The sequence below is a fragment of the Escherichia sp. MOD1-EC6098 genome (assembly GCF_002965865.1).
Lineage (GTDB): Bacteria > Pseudomonadota > Gammaproteobacteria > Enterobacterales > Enterobacteriaceae > Escherichia > Escherichia marmotae.
On the sequence record NZ_PTSN01000022.1, the window covers coordinates 43,636 to 64,334 of the forward strand.

Annotated in this window: 15 protein-coding genes and 1 pseudogene; 4 read left to right on the forward strand and 12 right to left on the reverse strand. The window is 51.2% G+C overall.

Translation table 11 applies throughout. The features are described from left to right. Positions 1-8: 8 nt before the first annotated feature. From C0K55_RS20625 to C0K55_RS20640, 4 genes are read right to left on the reverse strand one after another with little or no spacing between them, the layout of a single operon-like run. Complete coding sequence (locus C0K55_RS20625; protein WP_000987805.1) at positions 9-236, reverse strand: hypothetical protein; 228 nt, start codon at positions 234-236, stop codon at positions 9-11. After that, positions 233-1,192 carry an AAA family ATPase gene (locus C0K55_RS20630; protein ID WP_105266489.1) on the reverse strand — a complete coding sequence of 320 codons (960 nt, stop codon included), beginning with the start codon at positions 1,190-1,192 and terminating at the stop codon, positions 233-235. The genes C0K55_RS20625 and C0K55_RS20630 overlap by 4 nt, the downstream gene beginning before the upstream one ends. Before the next feature lie 38 nt (positions 1,193-1,230). Continuing rightward, positions 1,231-3,219 carry a transposase domain-containing protein gene (locus tag C0K55_RS20635; RefSeq protein ID WP_105266488.1) on the reverse strand — a complete coding sequence of 663 codons (1,989 nt, stop codon included), beginning with the start codon at positions 3,217-3,219 and terminating at the stop codon, positions 1,231-1,233. Positions 3,220-3,226: 7 nt separating this feature from the next. Beyond that, positions 3,227-3,448: a helix-turn-helix domain-containing protein gene (locus C0K55_RS20640; RefSeq protein WP_000551058.1), complete on the reverse strand. Its 222-nt coding sequence runs from the start codon at positions 3,446-3,448 to the stop codon at positions 3,227-3,229. 185 nt (positions 3,449-3,633) lie between these two features. Here C0K55_RS20640 and C0K55_RS20645 point away from each other — a divergent pair, with 185 nt between their 5' ends. Then, entirely contained in the window at positions 3,634-4,158 is a 525-nt protein-coding gene (locus C0K55_RS20645) for a MerR family transcriptional regulator (protein WP_105266487.1), read from the forward strand. Positions 4,159-4,493: 335 nt separating this feature from the next. On the opposite strand, the pseudogene narH reads toward C0K55_RS20645, so the two are convergent. The 4 genes and pseudogenes from narH to yddG form a co-directional block, all read right to left on the reverse strand. Then, positions 4,494-5,531 (reverse strand): annotated as a pseudogene (narH, locus tag C0K55_RS20650) (nitrate reductase subunit beta); the annotation flags it as partial. After that, positions 5,528-9,268, reverse strand: a complete 3,741-nt coding sequence (narZ, locus tag C0K55_RS20655) for a nitrate reductase Z subunit alpha (RefSeq protein ID WP_105266486.1) — start codon at positions 9,266-9,268, stop codon at positions 5,528-5,530. The pseudogene narH and the gene narZ, both read right to left, overlap by 4 nt. Before the next feature lie 143 nt (positions 9,269-9,411). After that, positions 9,412-10,800, reverse strand: coding sequence for a nitrate/nitrite transporter NarU (gene narU, locus C0K55_RS20660; protein ID WP_001207879.1), 1,389 nt, complete (start codon positions 10,798-10,800; stop codon positions 9,412-9,414). 280 nt (positions 10,801-11,080) lie between these two features. Beyond that, positions 11,081-11,962: an aromatic amino acid efflux DMT transporter YddG gene (yddG, locus tag C0K55_RS20665; protein ID WP_105266485.1), complete on the reverse strand. Its 882-nt coding sequence runs from the start codon at positions 11,960-11,962 to the stop codon at positions 11,081-11,083. Positions 11,963-12,193: 231 nt separating this feature from the next. Here yddG and fdnG point away from each other — a divergent pair, with 231 nt between their 5' ends. From fdnG to fdnI, 3 genes are read left to right on the forward strand one after another with little or no spacing between them, the layout of a single operon-like run. Further along, a complete protein-coding gene (gene fdnG / locus C0K55_RS20675; protein WP_105266484.1) occupies positions 12,194-15,241 on the forward strand; it encodes a formate dehydrogenase-N subunit alpha in 3,048 nt (1,015 codons plus the stop codon). A 12-nt stretch (positions 15,242-15,253) separates the two neighbouring features. Continuing rightward, positions 15,254-16,138 (forward strand): formate dehydrogenase N subunit beta, encoded by an 885-nt coding sequence (gene fdnH, locus C0K55_RS20680; RefSeq protein ID WP_001240589.1) that lies wholly within the window; start codon positions 15,254-15,256, stop codon positions 16,136-16,138. Beyond that, positions 16,131-16,784 carry a formate dehydrogenase-N subunit gamma gene (fdnI, locus tag C0K55_RS20685; RefSeq protein ID WP_000045637.1) on the forward strand — a complete coding sequence of 218 codons (654 nt, stop codon included), beginning with the start codon at positions 16,131-16,133 and terminating at the stop codon, positions 16,782-16,784. Before fdnH ends, fdnI begins: the two co-directional genes overlap by 8 nt. A 239-nt stretch (positions 16,785-17,023) precedes the next feature. Here fdnI and C0K55_RS20690 read toward each other — a convergent pair whose 3' ends face one another. The 4 genes from C0K55_RS20690 to maeA all read right to left on the reverse strand — a co-directional run bounded on the left by C0K55_RS20690 (position 17,024) and on the right by maeA (position 20,613). Further along, a complete protein-coding gene (locus tag C0K55_RS20690) occupies positions 17,024-17,308 on the reverse strand; it encodes a HigA family addiction module antitoxin (protein WP_000781370.1) in 285 nt (94 codons plus the stop codon). Further along, positions 17,308-17,586, reverse strand: coding sequence for a type II toxin-antitoxin system RelE/ParE family toxin (locus tag C0K55_RS20695; RefSeq protein WP_016248700.1), 279 nt, complete (start codon positions 17,584-17,586; stop codon positions 17,308-17,310). Before C0K55_RS20695 ends, C0K55_RS20690 begins: the two co-directional genes overlap by 1 nt. A 185-nt stretch (positions 17,587-17,771) precedes the next feature. Further along, on the reverse strand, positions 17,772-18,782 hold the full coding sequence (gene adhP / locus C0K55_RS20705; protein WP_000642389.1) for an alcohol dehydrogenase AdhP: 1,011 nt from the start codon (positions 18,780-18,782) through the stop codon (positions 17,772-17,774). A 133-nt stretch (positions 18,783-18,915) separates the two neighbouring features. Continuing rightward, positions 18,916-20,613 (reverse strand): malate dehydrogenase, encoded by a 1,698-nt coding sequence (maeA, locus tag C0K55_RS20710; RefSeq protein WP_001516384.1) that lies wholly within the window; start codon positions 20,611-20,613, stop codon positions 18,916-18,918. Positions 20,614-20,699: the final 86 nt, after the last annotated feature.

Below are 20,699 nucleotides of genomic sequence, written 5' to 3' on the forward strand. Positions count from 1 at the left end.
AGCCGTTATTAACGCCAGATAATCTGGCAACCATTAAGGCGTGCCGTCCATACTGAACGGGCAACCCCTGATTTATGCTCCATAATCCTGACAGCGTTTCTGACCAGCTCCGGTGGCGGGCAGGTGATTTCAAGTACCGGGCGGGCCACGCCCAGCCAGGATTCGTTGACGTGGCTGCCGCGCTCCTGTAACCAGGTCTTTACTTCCGTCGCCATTTTGATATTACGAGACATCATGATTCAGCATCCCCTTGCACACCCAGCAGCATCGAAACATCAACGTCCTGGTCTAACTCTTTGTAAGCCTCACGCAGATAATCCTCATTAACACGTTCACCTTTACCGAAGGCATTCATAACAGCAAGGCGCAGCGTTTGATTTATAATGCGGAGCGCACCAGGCGTTTGTGCAATCTGCTGTAATAATTCCCGTTCATTTTTCCCGGTAATCTGCCAGGCATCCGCAATTGCGTTTACATCGTCTTCTTTGGTTTTATTAATTGCTGTGCGCTTTGCAATACGGGAAAACAGACGGGCAAACTCAATTGTTCTGTCGCCATTAGCGGTCATATTTGAATAAACACGGTGATTCCCCATCAGAACCAGACCAATACAGGCGGACTCCTGTAACAGACGGAGCTCTTCCAGCGCTTCGGTGTCAAGGTGATCAGCTTCGTCAACAATGACCAGTCCCTGCGTCCCTTTCAGGCGGCGACGCAGATTACGGGAAAGCGGCCCTTTGCGACATGGTGCATTATTCATTCCCAACTCTTCGGCAAGTTCAGTCAGACATTCCAGCGTACTGGCACGGGATGGCGCGATGGTGATCATCCAGACATTATTATTAGTGCGACAAAATTCACGGGCTGCTTCGCTTTTACCCACTCCTGGATTGCCACAGATAACAGCAATGGTTCCGGTCAGATTAGCAAAACGCATACTTGTCCAGATTTGACGGGCTGTTGCAGTTTCCACAAAACGCGGGGGTTCCGGCAGTTCTTCTGCGCGGTGATAGTTTTCCAGCCAGCGTTCCAGTGTGCGCCCGACTGATTCCATGTTGCCGTTATATTTATCATTCACAAAACCACTGACTGTGCTCAGGGCCACGCCTGATTCACTGGCGATGCGTGTCAGCGTGGTTTCTCCATTGTCTACAAGCGTGCGCAGTCCTGCGCGAATATCGGAAATATTCATCTAAATAACCTCGTAATTAAATTTTGTTTAAACGTTAATTAAATGGCTTTTTTACGTCTTTTCTGTTCCAGAATATCCAGTGACTGATTCAGATATTCATCACGAGCGGGTTCGTATTTATCATCGGGGGTGCGATATTTAACCCGTACTGTGTTACCCACAGGCCGGAAAATACCAACAACCCTTGATTCTGGTGCTGCTGGTTCGGCTATCTGCGGCAGCAGTTCAGCAACTTCCAGCGCGTCCATTTGTTTCTGCGCCTTAATGGCTGCTTTAGTTGCAGATTTCAGTTGTTTCTGGCGGCGGCGATATTCACGGCCTGCCGCAGCATCATTAAATGCAACAGGTGCCAGACATTCCGCTTCACAGATAAATCGACCGTCCAGGGTGTAACAATAAACCGTGCTGTGTAGCTGCTGCGGATCAAACCTGACCACAACTTTTTTCACGCCGGCATTCATTAACGCCATGTTGTAATAAACGTTTTTTGCGCCTTTTAGGGAGCCGCCAACTTTTAGCGTAAACTCGCCTTTGCGTGAAACGTTCACCGCCTCAGCAGGCAGTAACAGCATCCGTTTTTGTTCTTCGGTTGGCTTACGCACAATCGTTCTGGCGTATTCACGCTCGAAAACATCATCGAACGAGAGTTTGCCCCCGCACATTTCTGTTTCACGGCCTGTTCTGGCATTGAACATCGCAACACCTTCAGCAAGGGTTTTCAGAAACAGCTCTGCATCAACAGCACGGTCGCCATAGTTATCAGGTTTTGCCTGCGGATTTGGCCCCGTATATGCGCCAGCCAGTGCCGGATGCTTATCAACGTATTCCTCAAGCCCACCAACACCGAAAGCACGTTCAACAGGTTTTGCCTGGCCCCAGCCTTTACCGGCAACAACGCTTGTCCAGTGCATTTTTGCGCCCATCAGTAAAAACAGTCCCTTTGGATCGTCCTCTTTCACCTTAAAGCGGTAACGATTGGGCGCGCCCCCCGTCAGCCATTTATTCGCTGCACCATGGGTGTTATCAATGGTGATGTGAAAATCCTCCGGGATACCGTAGCGAGTCACAACATCCATGAACGAGAGGCGAATTGAATCAATGTTCTCGCTCACATCGCAGCGCCAGCCCAAAATTTTTCGGGTTTTCACATCCTGCCAGAACCATGTTTTCGGGCGGATCACATCACCGTTAAACCAGCGTACAAAGACGTTATGCAGATAACCGTCGCCGTTGATCCACTGCATGGCGTCCAGGTGTTCCACAGTTCGCTGCTGTGCCGGTATCAGATGCATCAGTGCATGTTCACCTTCACGACAGGCAACAACCATTGCCTCGTCCAGTTGCTGAATCCGGCGAAAGGCCGTGGCGCGGGAGGGAATACACCAGCCATGCTCGCGTGCTGCCAGTTCCAGACGCTCATAACATTTGCGGAAGGCGGGTTTTTCCGGTCGCAGATAATCTGCAATCAGAAACTGCCAGGCATCCTCGTCAAATTCACTTTTGTGAACATTGCGACGAGATGCACCACGTCCATCAACAAGTGCAGCCGCCCAGTCAGGCTTCGCAAACTTCTGTACCTGGTAATACTTGTCCCGCAAAGTGGATGCGCTGACCTGGTAATGCCCTGCAACGGTCGCAAAAGCCGTTTTCGTTGAAATCCCCTGGTTCAGCATTTCGTCTGCAGCCTGAACCGCAGGCAACCATTTTTCAGCAAGTCTGCGCTGGGAATCGCTGGCGTTATCCCATTTGCTCCACAGTGCCTCACGATCATAATCATGGGCTTCCAGCGTGGGGCGGGCGATTTCAAAATACCCCTGACTTGTTTCAATTCTCCCTTGTTGCAACAGAATTTCAGCACGTAATGCGACAGGGAATGATTTGATATTGAATTCAAATGATACACCTTTAGTTCCTGCAACCTGCCTGAACTCCCAGCCTTCTCTTTGTGCCTTACGTGTAATGTTAGTGGCTTGCTTTGGTAAACCTGCCAAACCGAGCAACTCTTTTGCTGTATACCATTCTTTCATAGCGCACCTAGTATCGAGACGGCCAAATATCTTGCGGTGTCATTCCCAGTGCATCTGCAATGATTTTCTCCGCTTTCGGATATCTCTTATCCAAAGCATTTTTTAATGTTGAAGACGAAAGATGATTAGATCTTCCCAATTCAGCTAGTGACATATTGCGTTTTCGTAGCTCTGCAACGATGTCAGCTCTGTGCCAATCTTGGCGGTTAGTTCTTTTATTCATATGCATTTCGTGTAATCCTTTCAGATTCCCCCGTGAGCTACGCTATAAAGTAGCTCACGGCATATCGTGTAATGTAGTGTGGAATCATTTTCAAATCAATAGTGATTTGAAAAGATTTACCATAATTTCACATAACGGTATGATTTTTATATGAATTTATTTTTCCTCTATTGAAATCGCTAGGATTTTAAATGATGTCTTTTGAAATCAAAGAATGGTTTAATGCGAAAGAGCTGGAAGGGATGCCTGGTGTACCAAAGTTGGCGACTAACATTACCAGGAAAGCTGTGGCGGAAGATTGGGTAAAACGTCAGCGTCACGGTGGGAAAGGTGTCGCTTATGAGTATCACATCAACAGTCTGCCAGAAGAAACACGTAGGGCCATTAAAGGAACCTCACTTTCTGATAAACCAGTGCATACATCAATCGCCCATACAGTTGATGAGAGGCTAATTTATGCAATGAGCTTCTTAACACCAGATGAGCAGGCCGCAGCTGTGGAGATCATTCGTGTAGCAGGGATTAAAGGACTTATGCCTACAATTGTCAGTAAAGATAAGGCATTAGAGGCATTAGGGATTACTGTGGAGCAACAGAAAACCCTGCAAACTCTTCAGGCATTACCACCGGAAAAAGTAAGAGAGATTTTGTCTCAGTATGAAGGCAAAGAACATAATTTCCCTGCAAGAGAAAACGATGTAAAGAAAGCCGTATAACAACCAGGTAATAGCTAAGACATAAACTTCACTCCAGGTAATTACATATGTAAGATACCCAAACAGTGATGATTGTTTTTGACACACATCACTTGCTGAAAGCCTGGTTGTTACCGTTTTTGAAGCATTTTTGAAGCTGTACTTGAAATGATGCGTGAAGTAATTACTTTTCGTGTCTTTAATGAATCAAAAGCTGTTTCCAATAATCTTTCGCGTTTCAAGACGTAACGGCTAAAATCTGTCCTACAGGCTTGCAAGCCCCACTAAATCTAATCCCGCCAAATCCCGAATAATCCAATGTCCTCCCGGTTTTTTTTCGTACTTCAAGTGAATCAATACACAGGGTGCAGCGGCAGCGCCAGTTTCCAGTCCATTGCCATTTTGTAAACCGGCGAACGCTGGGCGGCGTCAATCACGTTGTGTGGGATACCTTGCTTCAGGGCTTCTTCGATCACCGAGGGATCGTGCGGATCGAGGAACACTTCGCACTGGCGCTCATAGAGATCAACTTCACGTTCCGTGCTCGCCGCTTCTTCGATGCGGTCGGCGTCGTAGAGCAGCACACCAAGATATCGAATGCGACCTACGCAGGTCTCGGAGCAGACCGTTGGCTGTCCGGACTCAATTCGCGGATAACAGAAGATGCATTTTTCTGACTTGCCGCTTTTCCAGTTAAAGTAGATTTTTTTGTACGGACAACCGCTGATGCATAAGCGCCAGCCACGACATTTGTCCTGGTCGATCAGCACAATGCCGTCTTCTTCGCGTTTATAGATAGCGCCGCTGGGGCAGGTCGCCACACAGCTTGGGTTAAGGCAGTGTTCGCACAAGCGCGGCAAATACATCATGAAGGTATTTTCAAACTGACCGTACATCTCCTTTTGCATGGCGTCGAAGTTGCGGTCGCGGGCGCGTTTTTCGAACTCTCCGCCCAGCAGTTCTTCCCAGTTTGGCCCCCAGATCACTTTGTCCATCCGTTTGCCGTCGATCAGCGAACGTGGACGCGCAGTGGGAATGTGTTTACCTTCCGGCGCGCTATGCAAATGTTCATAGTCGAAGGTAAAAGGTTCGTAGTAGTCGTCGATCTGCGGTATCACCGGATTGGCAAAGATTTTGGTTATCACGCCCATTTTGCTGCCCAGCCGCGGGCGGATCTTGCCATTGACATCGCGAACCCAGCCGCCTTGCCACTCTTCCTGATCTTCCCAGTTTTTCGGGTAACCAATGCCCGGTTTGGTTTCGACGTTATTAAACCACGCGTACTCCATACCTTCGCGTCCAGTCCAGACGTTTTTACAGGTCACCGAACAGGTGTGACAGCCGATACATTTATCGAGGTTAAGCACCATGCCGACTTGCGAACGTATTTTCATTTTTTCGCCTCCTGTACCTGATCGCGACCTTCATCATCCAGCCAGTTCACGTTCTTCATCTTGCGGATCATGATGAACTCGTCGCGGTTCGAGCCGACGGTGCCGTAGTAGTTAAAGCCCCAGGCCAGTTGCGCGTAACCGCCAATCATATGCGTTGGTTTCGGACAAACGCGGGTGACCGAGTTGTGAATACCGCCGCGCATTCCGGTCACTTCCGAGCCGGGGATATTCATAATCCGTTCCTGAGCGTGATACATCATGGTCATGCCCGGCGGTACACGCTGGCTGACTACCGCGCGGGCAGTCAGCGCACCGTTGGCGTTAAAGACCTCCACCCAGTCGTTATCAACAATAGTCAGTTCACGGGCATCGGTTTCGCTGATCCAGACAATCGGTCCACCGCGTGAGAGCGTCAGCATCAACAGGTTTTCACTATAAGTGGAGTGAATGCCCCATTTCTGATGCGGTGTCAGGAAGTTAAGGGCTTTTTCCGGAAAGCCGTTTGGTGGGATCTGGCGCATTTCGCTAACGCTACGGGTGTCGATAGGTGGGCGATAAGCCACCAGACTTTCGCCAAAGGCACGCATCCACGGGTGATCCTGATAGAGCTGCTGACGGCCAGACAACGTGCGCCACGGAATTAACTCGTGAACGTTGGTATATCCCGCATTGTAGGAGACGTGATCGCTTTCCAGGCCAGACCAGGTCGGGCTGGAGATGATTTTACGCGGCTGCGCCTGAATATCGCGGAAGCGAATCTTTTCATCTTCTTTATGCCGCGCCAGATGAGTATGTTCGCGTCCGGTGATCTCACCCAGCGCCTGCCAGGCTTTTACCGCAACATGGCCGTTGGTTTCCGGTGCCAGCGCCAGAATCACTTCCGATGCATCAATGGCGGTATCAATCAGCGGACGCCCCTGAGCCGGGCCATCGCGTTTGGTGTAATTGAGTTTGCCGAGGAAATCGATTTCATCCTGGGTATTCCATGAAATACCTTTACCACCGTTGCCGAGTTCGTCCATCAACGGCCCCAGTGAGGTAAAGCGTTCGTAGGTAGCAGGGTAGTCGCGCTCCACCGCCACAATATTAGGCGCAGTCTTGCCGGGGATCAGATCGCATTCACCTTTGCGCCAGTCGAGCACTTCGCAAGGTTGGGATAGCTCTGCCGGAGAGTCGTGTAACAATGGCTGAAGTACCACGTCAGTTTCTTTGCCGAGATGGCCCACGCACACTTGCGAGAACGCTTTGGCGATACCCTTGTAGATTTCCCAGTCGCTGCGTGATTCCCAGGCGGGATCGACCGCCGCAGAAAGTGGATGAATAAACGGATGCATATCCGAGGTATTCATATCGTCTTTCTCATACCACGTGGCGGTAGGCAGGACGATATCGGAAAACAGGCAGGTGCTGGACATACGGAAATCGAGCGTTACCAGCAGGTCGAGCTTTCCCTCTATCGCGGCGGTTTGCCACTCTACTTCTTCCGATTGAATTCCCTCCGTCGGCCCAAGTTCTTGCCCCTGAATGCCACTTTCCGTACCCAGCAGATATTTCTGCATATACTCGTGACCCTTGCCGGAGGAGCCAAGCAGGTTAGAGCGCCAGACAAACAGGTTACGCGGATGATTGCTGCCGTTGTCCGGCTGTTCGCAGGCCATGCGTAACTCGCCTGACTTCAACGCCTGAGCGGTAAATTCGGTGGGTGATAATCCGGCCTTATCGGCTTCGGCTTTCAGCCCGAGCGGGTTACGCCCCAGTTGCGGCGCGGAAGGTAGCCAACCCATGCGCTCAGCGCGAACGTTGAAATCAATCAGATGACCGCTGTATTTACTGGCATCGGCCAGCGGTGAGAGCAGTTCCTGGGCGGTGACTTTTTCATAGCGCCATTGGCTGGAGTGATTGTAGAAAAACGAAGTGCTGTTCATCTGGCGCGGTGGCCGGTTCCAGTCCAGCGCAAATGCCAGCGGCAGCCAGCCGGTTTGCGGGCGCAGTTTTTCCTGACCAACGTAATGCGCCCAGCCGCCGCCGCTTTGCCCGACACAACCGCAGAAAATCAACATATTGATCATCCCTCGGTAGTTCATATCCATGTGATACCAGTGGTTGACGCCAGCACCGAGGATAATCATCGAGCGCCCGTGGGTTTTATGGGCGGTATCGGCAAATTCACGGGCGATGGTTTCAATATACTGGCGCGGTACACCGGTAATTTGCTCACCCCAGGCCGGGGTGTAGGCTTTGATTTCATCGTAATCTTTCGCGCTGTTTTCGTCCTCCAGCCCGCGATCGAGGCCGTAGTTTGCCAGCACCAGATCATAAACGCTGACGACCTGACAGGTGTTGCCATCGGCTAATGTCAGGTTTTTAACAGGTAACTGACGCACCAGGACGGGTTCGTGTTTTACGCTGCGAAAATGCGGATTTTCAATGCCGCCAAAGTAGGGGAAAGCCACGCCAGCGACAGCGTCGTGTTGGCCGAGCAGGGTTAATGACAAATCGGTTTCTGCACCTGCGGCAATGGATTCCAGATTCCATTTGCCTTTTTCGCCCCAGCGAAAGCCAATCGAACCGTTGGGCACGACCAGTTCACCTGCGGTATTAAATGCCACGGTTTTCCACTGCGGGTTATTGCTTTCACCCAGTCCATCCACCAGATCGGACGCGCGAATCATTCGTCCGGGAACGTAGCTGCCATCGTCACGCGGTTCCAGCATCACCAGCATCGGCATATCGCTGTAGCGGCGGCAGTAGTTGATAAAGTAATCGCTGGGATTATCGAGATGAAACTCTTTTAAAATCACATGCCCCATCGCCATCGCCAGCGCGCTATCGGTGCCTTGCTTCGGAGCCAGCCACTGGTCGCACAGTTTCGCCACCTCCGAGTAGTCAGGAGTAATGGCGATAGTTTGGGTGCCTTTGTAGCGTACTTCAGTAAAGAAGTGGGCGTCTGGCGTGCGTGTCTGCGGTACGTTAGACCCCCAGGCGATGATATAGCTGGAGTTATACCAGTCGGCAGATTCAGGGACGTCGGTTTGCTCGCCCCAGGTCATCGGTGAGGCGGGTGGCAGGTCGCAATACCAGTCATAGAAACTTAAGCAGGTGCCGCCGAGTAGTGACAGATAGCGTGTTCCTGCGGCGTAAGAGACCATCGACATTGCCGGAATCGGAGAGAATCCGGCAACGCGATCCGGCCCGTAAGTTTTGATAGTCCAGACGTTAGCAGCGGCAATCAGTTGATTCAGCTCCTGCCAGTTGGAGCGGATAAACCCGCCGCGTCCGCGCACCTGTTTGTAGCTTAAGCACTTTTGCGGGTCATGCATAATCGATTCCCACGCCAGCACCGGATCGCTGTGCTGTTTAAGTGTTTCGCGCCATAATTCGATTAACCGCTTACGAATTAGTGGGTATTTCAGGCGGTTGGCGCTGTAGAGATACCATGAGTAGCTTGCACCGCGTGGGCAGCCGCGGGGTTCATGATTGGGCAGGTCAGGGCGGGTACGCGGGTAGTCGGTCTGCTGGATTTCCCACGTTACCAGGCCGTTTTTGACATAGATTTTCCAGCTACAGGAGCCAGTACAGTTAACGCCGTGGGTGGAGCGCACGATTTTGTCGAATTGCCAACGTTGTCGATAGCTGTCCTCCCAGTCGCGGTTGCTATGCATCACCTGTCCGTGGCCATCGGCAAAGGTTTCGCCCTTTTGTTTGAAGTAGCGAAAGCGATCCAAAAGTTTACTCATGACATGACTCCTGCTCCAGGAATGATTTGGGATCTGATGCCTTGTCGGATGCGGCGTAAACGTCTTATCCGACCCCGACCTACGGGTGCGACACGGTTGTAGGACTGATAAGACGCATCAGCGTCGCATCAGGCATCGATCTCTTATTTTTGGCTAAACTGCCGCCGACCATAGACCAGCCAGGTCAGCAGCACACAGATGATGTAAAAGATTAAAAACACTTTCATCGCGCCAACCGGCGAGCCGGTCATATTCAGCGACATGCCAAACGCCTGTGGAATAAAAAAGCCGCCAACTGCACCAATTGCCGAGATAAAGCCAAGTGCGGCGGCGGTTTCGGTGATTGCTTCTCGCTGTGCTTCTTCATCGCTACCGCCTTTCATCTTCACCCGATAAATGGTTATCTGGCGGAAGATGACGGCAATCATCTGGAAAGTAGAGCCACTTCCCAGACCCGCCGTCAGGAACAACCCCATAAATACGGCGTAAAACGCAATGAAATTACCTGAACCCGTGCCGGGTAACGTCAGAAACAGCAACGCACTGAACAGAGCCATAAAAATAAAGTTGATAAGCGTAACGCGAACGCCGCCGAACTTATCGGAGATAGCGCCGCCAACCGATCGCGCAATGGCACCGATAAACGGACCAAAAAACGCCAGTTGCAGAATATTCACATCCGGGAACTGCGTTTTTGCCAACATGGCAAAACCCGCGGAAAAGCCGATGAACGAGCCAAAAGTGGCGAGGTAGAGCAGACTCAACAGCCAGAGATGCAGGCGTTGTAACACAGGTAACTGGTCGGCAATTGATGCACGTGAACTGGCAATATCATTCATCCCTGACCAGGCAGCAATGGTGGCAATGACCAACAATGGCACCCAAATCCAGGCAGCATTAGCCAGTGACATCACAGAGCCATCGGCCTGCGGTACGCCATTAACACCAAGAAAGGCAAATACCGGAACAAAAATCACCAGCGGCGCAACCAGTTGCATCACGCTGACGCCTAAATTACCCAGTCCGCCATTAATGCCAAGTGCGCTACCTTGTTTGGCTTTCGGGAAGAAAAAACTGATATTTCCCATACTTGAAGCAAAGTTTGCGCCCGCAAAACCGCACAGCAGAGCAATTACAATAAATACACCGAAGGGAGTAGCTGTATTTTGCACGGCAAAACCGAGCCAGATGCAGGGAATAATCAGGATAGCGGTACTAAAAACGGTCCAGCGACGTCCACCAAATATTGGCACCATAAAGGAGTAGGGAACACGTAATAATGCGCCCGAAACGGAGGGTAATGCGGTTAATAAAAAAAGTTGATCGGTAGTAAAATTAAAGCCGATTTTGTTGAGATTAACGGCGACAGCGCTAAATAACATCCAGACACAGAACGCAAGAAGTAAACAACTGACTGATATCCAGAGATTTCTTCGTGCTATATGCTTTCCTTTATTTTCCCAGAATGCCGGATTTTCTGGCTTCCAGTCGCGCAAAAGATAACGATTGTTTTTCTCATTTTGCAGTGCCATATTCTTCCTCGCATGCACACATTGTTAATGAAAAAAAGAAAAGACAGGACGTTGGGCGCAACCGCCCGTTTTTAGAATTAAGGATGAATAGAGTGAAGTGCTGAATGAAAGAATAGATAAGAAAGCACAGCCGCGCGGTGAGAAAGCGGATTATCTGAAGGCTTATGTGTTACTGAATGTAACAAAAATATATCATTGTCTTCACTAATTTTTAAATCCGCATATCCCTGAACGTGTTTTGTTGCTGTATGAAGCGTTGGCCTCATCTTGTCATCTTTATTTATCGGTGACGTGTCGCCAGCCAGCAGAGCAGAGAACCGCCACAGACCATCAGTGCGCCTTGCCAGAATGAGAGCGACAGCGGTGCGCTGAGCAGCACGGCAGCAAGCGCTGACGAAAGTACGGGGGTAAAATAAGACCCTACTGCCATAATAGTGACATTGCCATGTAAAATACCGACATTCCAGGCGGCATAAGCAAATCCTAAAGTAAAAGCCGCAGAAATGAGTTTGACGATGACAGGGGTGCTAAAAACCATCTCTGGTTGTGGCGACAGAAAATAGTAAACCCATAGGCTTGCACCCGTCAGAAGAACGAAAACGGTAATACCGTTAAATCCACGGGCATATTTATTGGTTACCGTGCAATAAGCCGCCCAGATAAAGGCACCAATAAACGCCAGAAAATAACTTAATGGGCTGGTAGTGATATTATTGATTATTTCATTATATTTCATGCCATTCTCACCGCCCAGCACCCAACAAACACCCATCAACGCGAAAAGCAATCCTGGAATAATCAGCCAATTTGTTTTTTGTCCGTTAAAAAGAATGGCAAAAAGAATCGTCAGGCTGGGCCATAGATAGTTCACCATACCGACTTCAATGGCCTGATGGCGGGTGGCCGCGTATCCCAAAGAAAGCGCGAGGCAAATTTCATAGCTGACAAACAATACGCTGCCAGCAAGTAAATAACCTTTCGGGATCTGCCGAAGACGTGGGAATCCAACAGTGAATATTAATAGTAGTCCGCTTAATGAATAGATCGCCGCCGCTCCTCCTACCGGACCGAGCCCCTCACTGACCCCACGAATCAACCCAACCATCGTGCTCCACAAGATGATCGCAATCAGGCCAATGAGTGTTGCTTTTTGTTTTGTCATATTTGCTCTTTTTTCTCTCTTGCCATTAAAAATCGCGCTGAAATTTATAGCATTTTTTTAACCTGCCTGTCAGGACGTGGTGACTTTTTCTACCGCTATTGAGGTAGGTCAATTTGTAAAGGCGAACTATTTTGTGGCAAACAGGCGTTCTTTTTGATTTGGCGCAAAAAGATTCGGAATTTTACTGTTAGTTTCCTCGCGCAGTTACACCCGTGTAAAAAGAGGAAAGCAATGGACGTCAGTCGCAGACAATTTTTTAAAATCTGCGCGGGCGGTATGGCTGGAACAACAGTAGCAGCATTGGGCTTTGCCCCGAAGCAAGCACTGGCTCAGGCGCGAAACTATAAATTATTACGCGCAAAAGAGATCCGTAACACCTGCACATACTGTTCCGTAGGTTGCGGGCTATTGATGTATAGCCTGGGTGATGGAGCTAAAAACGCCAGAGAAGCGATTTATCACATTGAGGGTGATCCGGATCATCCGGTAAGCCGCGGTGCGCTGTGCCCGAAAGGGGCCGGTTTGCTGGACTACGTGAACAGTGAAAACCGTCTGCGTTACCCGGAATATCGCGCTCCAGGTTCAGATAAATGGCAGCGTATTAGCTGGGATGAAGCATTTTCCCGTATTGCGAAGCTGATGAAAGCTGACCGTGATGCCAACTTTATTGAGAAGAACGAGCAGGGCGTAACGGTTAACCGTTGGCTTTCTACCGGTATGCTGTGTGCTTCCGGTGCCAGCAACGAAACCGGGATGCTGACCCAAAAATTTGCTCGCTCCCTCGGGATGCTGGCGGTAGACAACCAGGCACGCGTCTGACACGGACCAACGGTAGCAAGTCTTGCTCCAACATTTGGTCGCGGTGCGATGACCAACCACTGGGTGGATATCAAAAACGCTAACGTCGTGATGGTGATGGGCGGTAACGCTGCTGAAGCGCATCCCGTCGGTTTCCGCTGGGCGATGGAAGCGAAAAACAACAACGATGCAACCTTGATCGTTGTCGATCCCCGTTTTACGCGTACCGCTTCTGTCGCGGATATCTACGCGCCTATTCGTTCCGGTACGGACATTACGTTCCTGTCTGGCGTTTTGCGCTACCTGATCGAAAACAACAAAATCAACGCTGAATACGTTAAGCATTACACCAACGCCAGCCTGCTGGTGCGTGATGATTTTGCTTTCGAAGACGGCCTGTTCAGCGGCTATGACGCTGAAAAACGCCAGTACGATAAGTCGTCCTGGAACTATCAGTTCGATGAAAATGGCTATGCGAAACGCGATGATACGCTGACTCATCCGCGCTGCGTGTGGAACCTGCTGAAAGAGCACGTTTCCCGCTACACGCCGGATGTTGTAGAAAACATCTGTGGTACGCCAAAAGCCGACTTCCTGAAAGTGTGTGAAGTGCTGGCCTCCACCAGCGCGCCGGATCGCACAACCACCTTCCTGTACGCCCTGGGCTGGACGCAGCACACTGTCGGTGCGCAGAACATTCGTACTATGGCGATGATCCAGTTGCTGCTCGGCAACATGGGTATGGCTGGTGGTGGCGTGAACGCGCTGCGCGGCCACTCCAACATTCAGGGTCTGACCGACTTAGGTCTGCTCTCTACCAGCTTACCGGGTTATCTGACGCTGCCGTCAGAAAAACAGGTTGATCTGCAGTCGTATCTGGAAGCGAATACGCCGAAAGCGACGCTGGCTGATCAGGTGAACTACTGGAGCAATTATCCGAAGTTCTTCGTTAGCCTGATGAAATCTTTCTACGGCGATGCCGCACAGAAAGAAAACCACTGGGGTTACGACTGGCTGCCGAAGTGGGATCAGACCTACGACGTCATCAAGTATTTCAACATGATGGACGAAGGCAAGGTCAGCGGTTATTTCTGCCAGGGCTTTAACCCGGTTGCGTCCTTCCCGGACAAAAACAAAGTGGTTAGCTGCCTGAGTAAGCTGAAATACATGGTGGTTATCGATCCGCTGGTGACTGAAACCTCCACCTTCTGGCAGAACCACGGCGAGTCGAACGATGTCGATCCGGCGTCTATCCAGACCGAGGTATTCCGTCTGCCTTCGACCTGCTTTGCTGAAGAAGATGGCTCTATCGCCAACTCCGGTCGCTGGTTGCAGTGGCACTGGAAAGGTCAGGACGCTCCGGGCGAAGCGCGTAACGACGGTGAAATTCTGGCGGGTATCTACCACCATCTGCGCGAGCTGTATAAAGCCGAAGGTGGTAAAGGCGTAGAACCGCTGATGAAGATGAGCTGGAACTACAAGCAGCCGCACGAGCCGCAATCTGACGAAGTGGCAAAAGAGAACAACGGCTATGCGCTGGAAGATCTCTATGATGCCCATGGCGTGCTGATTGCGAAGAAAGGTCAGTTGCTGAGTAGCTTTGCGCATCTGCGTGATGACGGTACGACTGCATCTTCTTGCTGGATCTACACCGGTAGCTGGACCGAGCAGGGCAACCAGATGGCCAACCGCGATAACTCCGACCCGTCAGGTCTGGGGAATACGCTGGGATGGGCATGGGCGTGGCCGCTCAACCGTCGCGTGCTGTACAACCGTGCTTCAGCGGATATCAACGGTAAACCGTGGGATCCGAAACGGATGCTGATCCAGTGGAACGGCAGCAAGTGGACGGGCAATGATATTCCGGACTTCGGCAATGCCGCACCGGGTACGCCAACCGGGCCGTTTATCATGCAGCCGGAAGGGATGGGACGCTTGTTTGCCATCAACAAAATGGCAGAAGGTCCATTCCCGGAACACTACGAGCCGATTGAAACGCCGCTGGGTACGAACCCGCTGCATCCAAACGTGGTGTCTAACCCGGTCGTGCGTCTGTATGAACAAGATGCGCTGCGGATGGGTAAAAAAGAGCAGTTCCCTTACGTGGGTACGACCTACCGTCTGACCGAGCACTTCCACACCTGGACCAAGCACGCATTGCTCAACGCAATCGCCCAGCCGGAACAGTTTGTGGAAATCAGCGAAACGCTGGCGGCGGCGAAAGGCATTGCCAATGGCGATCGTGTCACTGTCTCCAGTAAGCGTGGCTTTATCCGCGCGGTGGCCGTGGTAACGCGCCGTCTGAAGCCGCTGAACGTTAACGGTCAACAGGTAGAAACGGTGGGTATTCCAATCCACTGGGGCTTTGAGGGTGTCGCGCGTAAAGGCTATATCGCTAACACTCTGACGCCGAATGTCGGTGATGCAAACTCGCAAACGCCGGAATATAAAGCGTTCTTAGTCAACATCGAGAAGGCGTAAGGGGGCGAACAGATGGCTATGGAAACGCAGGACATTATCAAAAGGTCCGCAACTAACTCCATCACGCCGCCTTCGCAGGTGCGTGATTACAAAGCAGAAGTCGCGAAACTTATCGACGTTTCCACCTGTATCGGCTGTAAAGCCTGCCAGGTGGCATGTTCGGAGTGGAACGACATCCGTGATGAAGTGGGGCACTGCGTCGGGGTCTACGATAACCCCGCCGATCTGAGCGCCAAATCCTGGACGGTGATGCGCTTTAGCGAAACCGAACAGAACGGTAAGCTGGAGTGGCTGATCCGTAAAGACGGCTGTATGCACTGTGAAGATCCGGGCTGCCTGAAGGCGTGTCCGTCTGCCGGTGCAATCATTCAGTACGCTAACGGCATTGTCGATTTTCAGTCGGAAAACTGCATCGGCTGTGGTTACTGCATTGCCGGGTGTCCGTTTAATATTCCGCGCCTCAACAAAGAGGATAACCGGGTATATAAATGCACCCTCTGCGTCGATCGCGTCAGCGTCGGCCAGGAACCGGCTTGTGTGAAAACCTGTCCGACCGGGGCGATCCACTTCGGCACCAAGAAGGAGATGCTGGAGCTGGCGGAACAGCGGGTGGCGAAACTGAAAGCGCGTGGCTACGAACATGCTGGCGTCTACAACCCGGAAGGGGTTGGTGGCACGCACGTTATGTATGTGTTGCATCACGCCGATCAGCCAGAGCTGTATCACGGTCTGCCGAAGGAGCCGAAGATTGATACTTCGGTGAACTTGTGGAAAGGCGCGTTGAAACCGCTGGCAGCGGCTGGCTTTATCGCCACCTTTGCCGGGTTGATTTTCCACTACATCGGTATTGGCCCGAATAAGGAAGTGGACGATGACGAGGAGGGAAATCATGAGTAAGTCGAAAATGATTGTGCGCACCAAGTTTATTGATCGCGCCTGTCACTGGACCGTGGTGATTTGCTTCTTCCTGGTGGCACTTTCCGGGATTTCGTTCTTCTTCCCGACGCTGCAATGGCTGACGCAAACCTTCGGTACGCCGCAGATGGGACGCATTTTGCACCCATTCTTCGGCATTGCGATTTTTGTCGCGCTGATGTTTATGTTCTTCCGCTTTGTGCATCACAACATCCCGGATAAGAAAGATATTCCGTGGCTGTTGAACATTGTCGAAGTATTGAAAGGCAATGAGCACAAAGTGGCGGATGTCGGTAAGTACAACGCCGGGCAGAAGATGATGTTCTGGTCGATCATGAGCATGATTTTCGTGCTGCTGGTGACCGGGGTGATTATCTGGCGTCCGTACTTTGCGCAGTACTTCCCGATTCAGGTTGTCCGCTACAGTCTGCTGATCCACGCAGCCGCGGGTATCATCCTGATCCACGCCATCCTGATCCATATGTATATGGCATTCTGGGTGAAAGGGTCGATTAAAGGGATGGTCGAAGGAAAGGTGAGCCGTCGTTGGGCGAAGAAACACCATCCGCGCTGGTATCGTGAAATCGAAAAGGCCGAAGCGAAAAAAGAGAGTGAAGAAGGGATATAATCTCTTTTGAGCTTTAAGCTGAAAATGGCGCTGTAAAAGGCGCCATTTTTTATTGTAGATAACGTGCACTTTGTTCATGCCGGATGCGGCGTGAACGCCTTATCCGGCCTACAAACCGTTCAAATCCAATAGATTGCAGAATAGATTGCAGTGAACGTGTAGGCCTGATAAGCGTAGCGCATCGGGCAATGTTGCGTTTGTCATCAGTTTCAAATGGCGCTTTATAAGGTGCCATTTTTTTATTGCGTAACCAGACGGCGCAGTCGCGACACATCCACCGTTTTTTCAGCCTCTGCCAGGCTCCAGGCGTTTTGCAGATTCAGCCACATTTGCGGCGAACTGCCGATCACCACGGAAAGTTTAATCGCCATTTCTGGTGTCAAAGCTGCTTTTCCGGTCAGCAATCGGCTTGCCGTTGAGGGAGCAATTTCCATTGCTCTGGCAAACTCGCGCAGGCTGACATTAAGTTCGTCCAGTGATTCCTGAATAATGTCCCCCGGGCGGGGATGATTGGCCATTTTCATCAGTGATAGTCCTCGTAATCCAGTATGTATGCATCGCCATTGACGAATTCAAATGTGATTCGCCAGTTGCCCGAGACAGATATCGTCCAAATTTCATCGCGATCGCCGCTTAACGGGTGTAGTCGGTAACCGGGCATATCGATATCAGCAAGACAGCTTGCTGCATCAATTACAGCGAGTCGGTGGCGTAATCGTTTGACTTGCGTCGGTATAACGCCGGAGGTTTTGCCGAGAAGAAACAAGTCACGCAATCCCTTGTGTCTGAAATTCATTATCATCTCTTCATCCTTGTTCCTTCGAAAGGAACACTATCACTATTGTTCCGTGCAGCGCAACAAATTTCGCTACGTTTTCGCGAATTGTGAGGGGAAAGATCGGGGAGGAAAAGAAGAAGAGTGAAATTGCGGAAAGCGTCTCGCAAAACAGGCTGCGACCCGAACATGGCAGTCGCAGCAAAGGACTCTTAGCGACGGAAATCAATCACCATACGGCCACGGATTTTACCTTCTTCCATCTCGGTAAAGATGGTGTTGATGTCCGCTAACGGACGCAGGGCGACTTTTGGCACCACTTTACCTTCGGCGGCAAACTGGAAGGCTTCGGTTAAATCCTGGCGCGTGCCGACCAGCGAACCTACGACTTCAATGCCATCCAGCACCAGCCGTGGAATATCAAGACTCATAGATTCCGGCGGTAGACCTACAGCCACGACACGCCCACCTGCGCGAACGGCGTCGACCGCCGAGTTAAATGCGGCTTTTGCTACCGCCGTCACCACCGCGGCATGAGCGCCACCGGTTTTCTCTTGCACAATTTTGGCAGCATCTTCAGAGCGTGAGTTAATTGCTAAATCAGCGCCCATCTCGGTCGCCAGTTTCAGTTGCTCATCATTGACATCAATGGCGATCACTTTGGCGTTAAAGACATTCTTCGCATATTGCAGGGCGAGGTTGCCCAGACCGCCAAGACCGTAGATAGCAATCCACTGCCCGGGGCGAATTTTTGACAGTTTCACCGCTTTATAGGTGGTGACGCCCGCGCAGGTAATGCTGCTGGCGGCAGCCGAGTCCAGGCCATCCGGCACTTTGACCGCGTAATCAGCGACCACGATGCACTCTTCAGCCATCCCGCCATCAACGCTGTATCCGGCATTTTTAACTGAACGGCAGAGGGTTTCGTTGCCGCTGTTACAGTATTCGCAATGACCGCATCCTTCAAAGAACCATGCTACGCTTGCGCGATCGCCTGGTTTCAATGAAGTTACTCCAGGGCCAACTTCCGCCACCACACCAATGCCTTCGTGCCCCAGAATTACGCCGGTCTTATCACCAAAATCGCCATTCTTAACATGAAGATCGGTATGACATACACCACAACACTCCATTTTTAACAGAGCTTCACCGTGTTTCAGTGAGCGCAGCGTTTTATCCGTAACGTCAACATGATGATCCTTCGTAACAACCGCAGCCTTCATAGTTCCTCCTTTTCGGATGATGTTCTGCATAGCAGGTGAGGCAAATGAGATTTATTCGCCACTACCCAGTATGGATGAGATCTGAAAAAGGGAGAGAAAAATTGCCCGGCAGTGTTCACTACCGGGCAGAGACTTAGATGGAAGTACGACGGTAGTCGCGGTATTCGGCTTGCCAGAAATTATCGTCAATGGCTTGTTGTAAAGCTTCAGCGGAGGTTTTCACCGCCACGCCTTGTTGCTGAGCCATTTTGCCGACCGCAAAAGCTATAGCCCGGGAGACTTTCTGAATATCTTTTAGTTCCGGCAATACCAGACCTTCGCCGTTCAGCACCAAAGGAGAATACTGCGCCAGGGTTTCACTTGCCGACATCAACATCTCATCGGTGATGCGTGACGCGCCGGAAGCAATAACGCCCAGCCCGATCCCCGGGAAGATAAAGGCGTTGTTACACTGGGCGATAGGGTAGATTTTATCTTTCCATACCACGGGATTAAACGGGCTGCCAGTGGCGACCAGCGCATTACCTTCGGTCCAGGCAATAATGTCCTGCGGCGTGGCTTCGACGCGTGATGTCGGGTTAGAGAGAGGCATCACGATTGGGCGTGGGCAATGCTTGTGCATTTCGCGGATGATCTCTTCCGTAAACAGCCCGGCCTGTCCGGAGACGCCAATCAGAATATCCGGTTTGACATTGCGCACCACATCGAGCAGTGACAGCACATCGCTGTCGGTATCCCAGCCGCTGAGATTGTCCCGCTTCTGCACCAGTTTGGTCTGGAAAGGCAGCAGATTTGGCATCTTGTCGGTCAGCAGGCCAAAGCGATCGACCATAAACACTTTCTGCCGCGCCGCTTCCTCGCTTAATCCTTCGCGCTGGGTCTGGGCGATGATCATCTCCGCAATACCGCATCCCGCAGAGCCAGCGCCGAGGAAGACGATTTTTTTCTCGCTTAACTGACCACCCGCCGCGCGACTGGCTGCTATCAGCGTTCCGACCGTTACCGCGGCGGTCCCCTGAATGTCATCATTAAAGGAACATATTTCATTGCGATAACGGTTCAGCAGCGGCATCGCGTTTTTCTGTGCGAAATCTTCAAACTGCAGCAACACGTCAGGCCAGCGTTGCTTCACGGCCTGGATAAATTCATCAACAAATTCATAGTATTCGTCGTCGGTGATACGCGGGTTCCGCCAGCCCATATACAGCGGGTCGTTAAGCAGTTGCTGATTGTTGGTGCCAACGTCCAATACTACCGGCAGCGTATACGCCGGGCTGATGCCGCCACAGGCGGTATAGAGCGACAGTTTACCGATTGGAATGCCCATCCCGCCGATACCCTGATCACCCAGGCCCAGGATACGTTCGCCATCCGTCACCACAATCACTTTAATGTTGTGATTCGGCACGTTTTGCAGGATGTCGTCCATATTGTGGCGGTTCTGGTAAGAGATAAACACGCCGCGCGAACGACGGTAGATCTCGGAGAAACGTTCACAGGCCGCGCCGACGGTTGGGGTATAAATGACGGGCATCATCTCATCAAGATGATTGTTCACCAGGCGGTAGAAGAGGGTTTCGTTGGTGTCCTGGATGTTACGCAGGTAGATGTGTTTGTCGATTTCGGTTTTGAATCCCTGATACTGGATCCACGCACGTTCCGCTTGTTCTTCGATGGTTTCGACCACTTCCGGCAGTAACCCCAGCAGGTTGAAGTTACGGCGTTCTTCCATGCTGAAGGCACTGCCTTTATTCAACAACGGAAATTCCAGCAGTACAGGGCCAGCGTAAGGAATATAAAGCGAACGCTGTTTTTTTGTTTTTGGTTCCATGTCACTCACTCTTTTTTGAATATCCATCCCTGGGGCGCTTTTATCGTCTTTGCTTTACCGCCAGGGCGTCGGCCCAAGTATAAAGC